This window comes from Moorena sp. SIO4E2 (assembly GCF_010671945.1).
GTDB lineage: Bacteria > Cyanobacteriota > Cyanobacteriia > Cyanobacteriales > Coleofasciculaceae > Moorena > Moorena producens.
Genome location: NZ_JAAHIE010000439.1, coordinates 1 through 6,331, shown reverse-complemented (window position 1 = coordinate 6,331; position 6,331 = coordinate 1). Strand labels below are relative to the sequence as shown.

Annotated in this window: 6 protein-coding genes and 1 pseudogene; 3 read left to right on the top strand and 4 right to left on the bottom strand. The window is 43.9% G+C overall.

Annotated elements, in window-relative coordinates:
• Positions 1-116: 116 nt before the first annotated feature.
• Both F6K37_RS29820 and F6K37_RS29815 read left to right on the top strand, forming a co-directional pair.
• Positions 117-662 (top strand): annotated as a pseudogene (locus tag F6K37_RS29820) (IS200/IS605 family accessory protein TnpB-related protein); the annotation flags it as partial.
• Between the two features lie 37 nt (positions 663-699).
• Positions 700-1,071 (top strand): WD40 repeat domain-containing protein, encoded by a 372-nt coding sequence (locus F6K37_RS29815; RefSeq protein ID WP_008185188.1) that lies wholly within the window; start codon positions 700-702, stop codon positions 1,069-1,071.
• A gap of 90 nt (positions 1,072-1,161) precedes the next feature.
• On the opposite strand, the gene lepB is transcribed toward F6K37_RS29815, so the two are convergent.
• From lepB to F6K37_RS29800, 3 genes are all read right to left on the bottom strand, one after another.
• Complete coding sequence (gene lepB / locus F6K37_RS45715) at positions 1,162-3,570, bottom strand: signal peptidase I (protein ID WP_287254090.1); 2,409 nt, start codon at positions 3,568-3,570, stop codon at positions 1,162-1,164.
• A gap of 193 nt (positions 3,571-3,763) precedes the next feature.
• Positions 3,764-4,162, bottom strand: coding sequence for a hypothetical protein (locus F6K37_RS29805; protein ID WP_008185185.1), 399 nt, complete (start codon positions 4,160-4,162; stop codon positions 3,764-3,766).
• Positions 4,163-4,333: 171 nt separating this feature from the next.
• Positions 4,334-4,618, bottom strand: a complete 285-nt coding sequence (locus tag F6K37_RS29800) for a type II toxin-antitoxin system Phd/YefM family antitoxin (RefSeq protein WP_044493454.1) — start codon at positions 4,616-4,618, stop codon at positions 4,334-4,336.
• 101 nt (positions 4,619-4,719) lie between these two features.
• On the opposite strand from F6K37_RS29800, the gene F6K37_RS29795 reads away from it, so the two are divergent.
• Complete coding sequence (locus F6K37_RS29795) at positions 4,720-4,980, top strand: hypothetical protein (RefSeq protein WP_131827161.1); 261 nt, start codon at positions 4,720-4,722, stop codon at positions 4,978-4,980.
• Here the strand turns inward: F6K37_RS29795 and cobW are convergent.
• Positions 4,954-5,988, bottom strand: a complete 1,035-nt coding sequence (gene cobW / locus F6K37_RS29790; RefSeq protein ID WP_008185182.1) for a cobalamin biosynthesis protein CobW — start codon at positions 5,986-5,988, stop codon at positions 4,954-4,956. The two genes, F6K37_RS29795 and cobW, sit on opposite strands and share 27 nt — an antisense overlap.
• Positions 5,989-6,331 lie beyond the last annotated feature (343 nt).

The following is a 6,331-nucleotide window of genomic DNA, read 5'->3' as shown; positions in this document are numbered from 1 at the left end:
TGAGTGTATTAATTTAGTACGAGAATTAATGAGACTTAATCGTAATAAATGGAAGTATTATTTACGAGGAATGAGAGCTAAATCGCTTGTCCTGTCTGCTTTATAACTATTTTCGTCGCCCCCCCAGGATGAGAGATGGGATCAACAAGGCTGCTAGGTTCATCATCAATAGGTGCCTAAATGATCGAATCGGAAACTTGATCGTTGGTTGGAACGAGAGGCAGAAAGACCGTTCTAACATGGGCAAACGGGGTAATCAGAACTTCGTTGTAATCCCCACTAAAAGGCTAATCGAACGGTTAAAACAACTTTGTCCAGAGTATGGAATAAAACTCACAATCACTGAAGAATCGTACACCAGTAAAGCGTCCTTTCTTGACGACGACAGCCTCCCAAAAATTGGCGAAAAACCCAAAGGATGGAAACCGTCGGGTAAACGAGTTAGGCGCGGATTATATAAAACCTCTTTTGGGTGGCTAGTAAATGCGGATTGTAACGGAGCCGCTAACATAGCCCGAAAAGTAGCCACACAGCTAAAAATCGACCTAGCTAAGGTGGGTAGGGGAGTTTTGGCACTCCCACACCGGTATGACCTTTTCACCTCAATGAATAGATCATACAGGACAAGATGTGAAGAAGTGCGGTTTCAACCCACTTCGTAACAACCTTGTAGAATCCCCTGTGTTTTAACCAGGGGAGATGTCAAGTGGTCACAACAACCAGCTTACCAGTATCAAATTTAGCCCTGATGGCAAGCTCTTAGCTTCTGCTAGTCTTGACAGTAGGATAAAGCTATGGGATGTGACCACAGGAAAGGAACTGCAAACCTTAATTGGTCACCGTCATTGGGTTAACAGTGTGAGTTTTAGCCCTGATGGTAAATTGCTCGCTTCTGCTGGGTCTGATAACACGGTAAAGTTGTGGAATTTGGAGCTAGATCTTGATAATTTGATGAGGCTAGGTTGCAACTGGCTTGATGATTACCTAGCTACACATCCTGAGATGGAAGAATTAGAGTCTGCTTGCCAAAGTGCTCTTGAAAAGAGATATAGCCATTCTCATCACGAGTGAGGACAAACCTTACTTCTTTACTTCTGCCTTCTGCCTTCTGCCTTCTGCCTTGCTTTTGCCCTTAGTATAAGTATTCAACCGGACATGATATTAATCCACCCGGCCAAATCGCCCAAGGGGAAACAGACGGAATAAGACTTTACCAAAAATTTGCTCCCTATCCACCAAGCCCACCAACAACTTATCCTGATCATCTGGATTTTTACCCAAAACTAAGTAGCAACAAGAGGGGATGTCTATCTCTAGTTCTTGGTAATCTTGGATGGGAATTCCTTGAATGTAGTCAGTTTGCAGCAGATGACCATTGACATAAACCTCTCCTTGCTTAATGGCAAACGTTTCCCCAGGTAACGCCACAATCCGCATCATGTAGTTGTTACCATTAAAGCCTTGCTTAGCCAAATCCTTGTTAACCCAAAAGTCAATTACATCTCCGTGGTGGAATTTGCGCCAATGACGGGTGACCATATCCGTGAGAACCACATCACCGCTCTGGACTACTGGTACTACCGTTGATTTTAGCCCACTGTCAACCCTATAGATGCTGATAGTGAGAATTAGAACAACAAACAGAGAAAATCCCAACAGAATATAGCCCAGACCAGGGTTTTTAGAACGTTCAATCAGGGGGGCTCGAACAGGTTGATTGCCCACAAAATACTGACGCAGGGCATCATGAATAAAACGATAACGCCCTCCCACTTGCTGAATCAACCGCCGTTCTGCGGCATAACTGAGGAACTTGGCATAGTTCCAAGGAATTGCTCCCCTTTGCCATAAAATCAGCCTCAGGGTCAAGTGCCGTATCAAGTCTTGACCCCCAGTTCCTAGTGCCAAACTCAAGCCTACAAGTAAACCCATTCTTAAAGAGCTAGTCAAATCAACGTTAGCTTCTGTAACGATGGAGATAAGGGGATCAATTAATGCCCCAGCCTGAAAAGCAAACAGGGCAATAATAAACGTGCTTTTAAACGATTCTTTTATACTTTGATTAGGTTTTTCTAAAACTTTAATCTCTGTTTTTAGCCCAAAAATCAGCCCACAAATCAGCCCACAAATCAGCCCAAAAAACAGCCCAAAAATCAGCCAAGAACTCAGCCCAAAAATCAGCCCAAAAATCAGCCCAGATTTCACGCAATAACAAGTAGTTATAGCAAAAGCTTCAGCATTTAGTTCGTAGTATTTAAATTCCTCAAAAAACAGCCCAAAAATCAGCCCAAAAATCAGCCCAAAAATCAGCCCAAAAATCAGCCCAAAAATCAGCCCAAAAATCAGCCCAAAAATTAATCTAAACGCAATTCTTTCCCGACCTTTTTTTAACCAATATGACTGCATATTTTCAATGAGAAATTCAGTGGTTGAATCGGCTACTAATTGCCGAGCTAGATAAGTCAACCAATGTCTAGTCTCCTCATCCCCATAAGGAACTCCCTTGGGATAGTTTTTCGGATTAAGGGGTAACTTTAAGCGCTCCTCCACATAGGCTGACCACAGTTGTGCCTCATTGGTAATCGGCTGCCCCTGGTATGCTGTCACCATCACGTTTAAAAACAGGGGTTTATCTGCCATTTCTCTCATCTGAGCATCACTGGATAGCAGTTGCCAAAGCTTGGTTTTACCCAGGCGCTGGAGATAATTTTGGATTTGGACATCATTGGGGGACTGCAAGCAATAAGCCCCATTAAGTTTACGTAGTTTGACTATTCCCTGCTGATATTCTTCCAGGCGACAGCAAACCACCCCACGGCGTTGGATGTTTTGCTTGAAAAACTGATTAATTTTGGTGACGCACAGCCTTTGACGGGGTATGCCTAACTCATCTAAACCATCGAGAAGGGGCAGTAGTTGATGGTTTTTGAGCCATTGTTGACTAATTTTTTCGTCAATGCTGTAATTGTGTTTTAGTTGAGCCACTAACCATTGATCAATCGGTTGCTGATCATTTTTCCAGGCAGAAAGCTCGAAGATGATCGGGACCGGTGCAGCATGATTCTGTTCTGCTTGCTTAACTAAATCCTCTGCTAGTCTTAGTAAAGTGGTGGTTTTCCCAGACCCCGGTTCCCCTAAAATGAGTAACCGACCTTGCACATCTGGCCGTTCAAATACCTCCATTGCTGAGGTTTGAGGCGCTAGGGGAATTACTTTCTGTCGCTGGTCACGTTCTACCGCCCCCTTGCTCTGCTCCATTGGTAATTCCAGATACAGATTAATCTCTAACTGGTCTTGGTGCAGAGAATCCTGGAGTCGAGTTGTTACCTCCCAATTAACTGCTTTCAGTAAGTCTTTGCGATTGCAACTAGCAGCATACTGATCACGCTCAAGCCAGCCAATTAGCTTGCGTTGTAATTCTCTCCAAAGGGGAGCTGGCAAATTTCTTGGCTGCTCCCGATGATTAATGTAATTACCCTCAACATACACACCGTGGTCAGCAAAATCAGTCTCGCGGTAATTACGTCCTGTCTTAATTTCACGCTCTGGCTGCTTTGGTTCTTCAGTCACGACTGTAAATCAAGCTAGGGTGATCGAGGTCTAGTCTGCTGTTAATACTGCTGAGTTTGCGTTGCTGAATTGAAGTATGAATGCGCAATCGTTTGGTTTTGCTAAAGCCCCCTAAATCCCCCAAATTTGGGGGACTTTTAGAGTTTTTTCCCCCCAGAATTGGGGGGTTAGGGGGGCGAAACCATACTCAGAATCAGCAACGCCTAGTTTCCTGCAAATCTTGCAGGGCACCGATAACAAAACTAGCAGCCGGATGGTTCAGCAGTTGCTCAAAAGCACTGACACCACCAGCTTTCAAGGCACTGAGTACTCTATTACTCAAAGCAGGGTTAGTGTCAATCTGCTCAACTGCTGCTGCTGCCACCTTCATCTTTCCAGTGGTAGTATCGGTAGGGTAAGTTTTGTCTAAGGTCTCTAGTAATTGTTGAATCTCTGCTGCAGCTTTAGCGAGGTTTTGTTTTTGCTCTGGGTTATTATTGTAATAATCGCCCTCGACGTAAGCACCTTGGTCCCTGAAGTTGCTGTCACGGTAGTTTCTACCTACTGTTTCACGGTAATCCCTACCAGCTTGAATATTGCGATCGCCACTCATAACTAATTTCTCCTTAGCCCCTCACGGTAAAGCCAATCCTATATCCCTTTTCAGCCATGAGCACCCTCAATGCACTAAAAATGGGAGTATTGGCTGTATTGTAGCTAGATTTGGATAAATTGACTGAATCTCAACTCTGTTAATTCAGCAATGCCGTCTTTCTTACCCTTCTCACGACTCAATCCCTAATTCCTCTTTCAATTCTTCCAAACTTTGAGGAGTAGCTTCTTCTGACTCTGCCCATTCCAAGGCCCTAAACAGACGCTTGGCATTTTCTGGCGATCGCAACAAATAAATAGTTTCTAAGATACCGGACAATTCATCTTCAGCAATTAACGCCACATTTTTCTGGTTACTACGCTTGATGACGATAATTTCGCGCTGATCGTAAACTTGATCTAGGATGCTAGCTAGGTTAGCTTTTGCTTGAGAATAGGTAGTTTCCCGACTTGACATCGTTTCATTGAGGCTGAGTTGCACAATAATATTGTGCATCATTGAAATTGGAACTGCACGGTAATCTGATCCGGTGCAGCTCCTAAAAGCTGTTTGACCCGATGGTTAGAATGGGAATCTTGGTAGAACAGGCATCTTGCCTGTTTCATGTTCCGGCATCTTGGTGGAATGAGCATCTTGGTGGAATAGGCATCTTGCCTGTTCGGCGATCTATTCGAGCGGGCAAGATGCCCACTCTACGAAATTGGTTATTCCCGAGCGGGCAAGATGCCCACTCTACCAAATTGGTTATTCCCGATTCCCGATTCCCGATTCCCGATTCCCGATTCCCTTTATTACCCAAATACCTCCTGAATTCGTAACTGCTCCAACCCTCGCCCAATCAAGACCAAGAGAGTCTGACGCTTTTCATCAGCTTGCCAAGGACGGTCAAAGAAACTCTCAATGCGATCGCCTACTCCTTGGATCACCATCCGCATCGGTTTATTAGCAACATTCACAAATCCCTTAATGCGATAAATCTCTTGCTGTTGCACCAATTGTCGTAATTTTGTCTTGATTACCTGTGGATCAAATGCCTGATCTAAAATGATATTAACTGAATTAATATCATCATCATGGTCATGGTCTTCTTCATGGTCATGATGGCTAGGACGGGAGTCTAAATTATCTTCTACTCCGGCATTAAATCCTAGCAGTAAATCAGGACTAATGTCTCCCTCGTGACAAGGAACAACTTTCACACTACTTGGTAACTGCTGTTGCAACCAATTGTTTACTTTGGTTTGAGTAGGACTATCCACTAAATCCACTTTAGTCAACAGCACCATATCAGCACAAGCTAGCTGGTCTTCAAACAATTCCTCGATGGGAGTTTCATGTTCCAAGGTTGGGTCAGCCTGACGTTGGGCTTCTAAAGCATTGATATCGCTGACTAAAGTACCAGCTGCTAAGGCATCGCAGTCTACGACAGTAACTACTCCATCCACGGTAGCGCCCGTGCGAATTTCTGGCCAACGAAAGGCTTGAACTAGAGGTTTAGGTAAAGCTAATCCTGAGGTTTCAATCAGGATATTATCAATTTTGTCACGACGCTTCAGCAATTCTTGGATTGTCGGTAAAAATTCTTCTTGAACCGTGCAACACAGACAACCATTCGCTAGTTCTAAAATATTATTATTGGCGTCATCTTCTTCATCACAAATCTGACAGGAACGCAATAGTTCCCCATCAATCCCTACTTCACCAAATTCATTAACAATTACAGCAATGCGCCTGCCCTGATTATTTTGTAGCAGGTGACGCACGAGAGTAGTTTTGCCACTACCGAGGAATCCGGTAACAACTGTAACAGGAATTTTTGCAGCCATTTTAAGTAAGTTAAGGAGTCTAATAAGGTTGAAGGTTGAAGGTTGGTTGAAGGTTATTTTGTTGAAGGTTGAAGGTTATTTTGTTGTTCGCGTAGCGTGGCCTTTTGGCCAAGGTTGGTTGGTTGAAGGTTGAACGCGAACGCGTGGCCTTTTGGCCAAGGTTATTTTTTTGTTAGCCTTTGCCGTGCCGTCTGCCGTTGAAACTCTTTGTCAGGTATTGCACGATCCAAGACTCGCTATATTACCTAAACGTACATACTGGGTATTTTTCATACAGTCGAGAAGCAATTGTTTGGTATTCAATGATGCTGTTTCGGACTACAAAACTGTCTGTTCCATCGTA

Bases quoted from the DNA above. Each gene is read 5' to 3' on its own strand.
- F6K37_RS29815 (WP_008185188.1), top strand. From the start codon at position 700: ATGTCAAGTGGTCACAACAACCAGCTTACCAGTATCAAATTTAGCCCT.
- F6K37_RS29805 (WP_008185185.1), bottom strand. From the start codon at position 4,162: ATGAGTGGCGATCGCAATATTCAAGCTGGTAGGGATTACCGTGAAACA.
- F6K37_RS29800 (WP_044493454.1), bottom strand. From the start codon at position 4,618: ATGTCAAGTCGGGAAACTACCTATTCTCAAGCAAAAGCTAACCTAGCT.
- F6K37_RS29795 (WP_131827161.1), top strand. From the start codon at position 4,720: ATGGTTAGAATGGGAATCTTGGTAGAACAGGCATCTTGCCTGTTTCAT.
- cobW (WP_008185182.1), bottom strand. From the start codon at position 5,988: ATGGCTGCAAAAATTCCTGTTACAGTTGTTACCGGATTCCTCGGTAGT.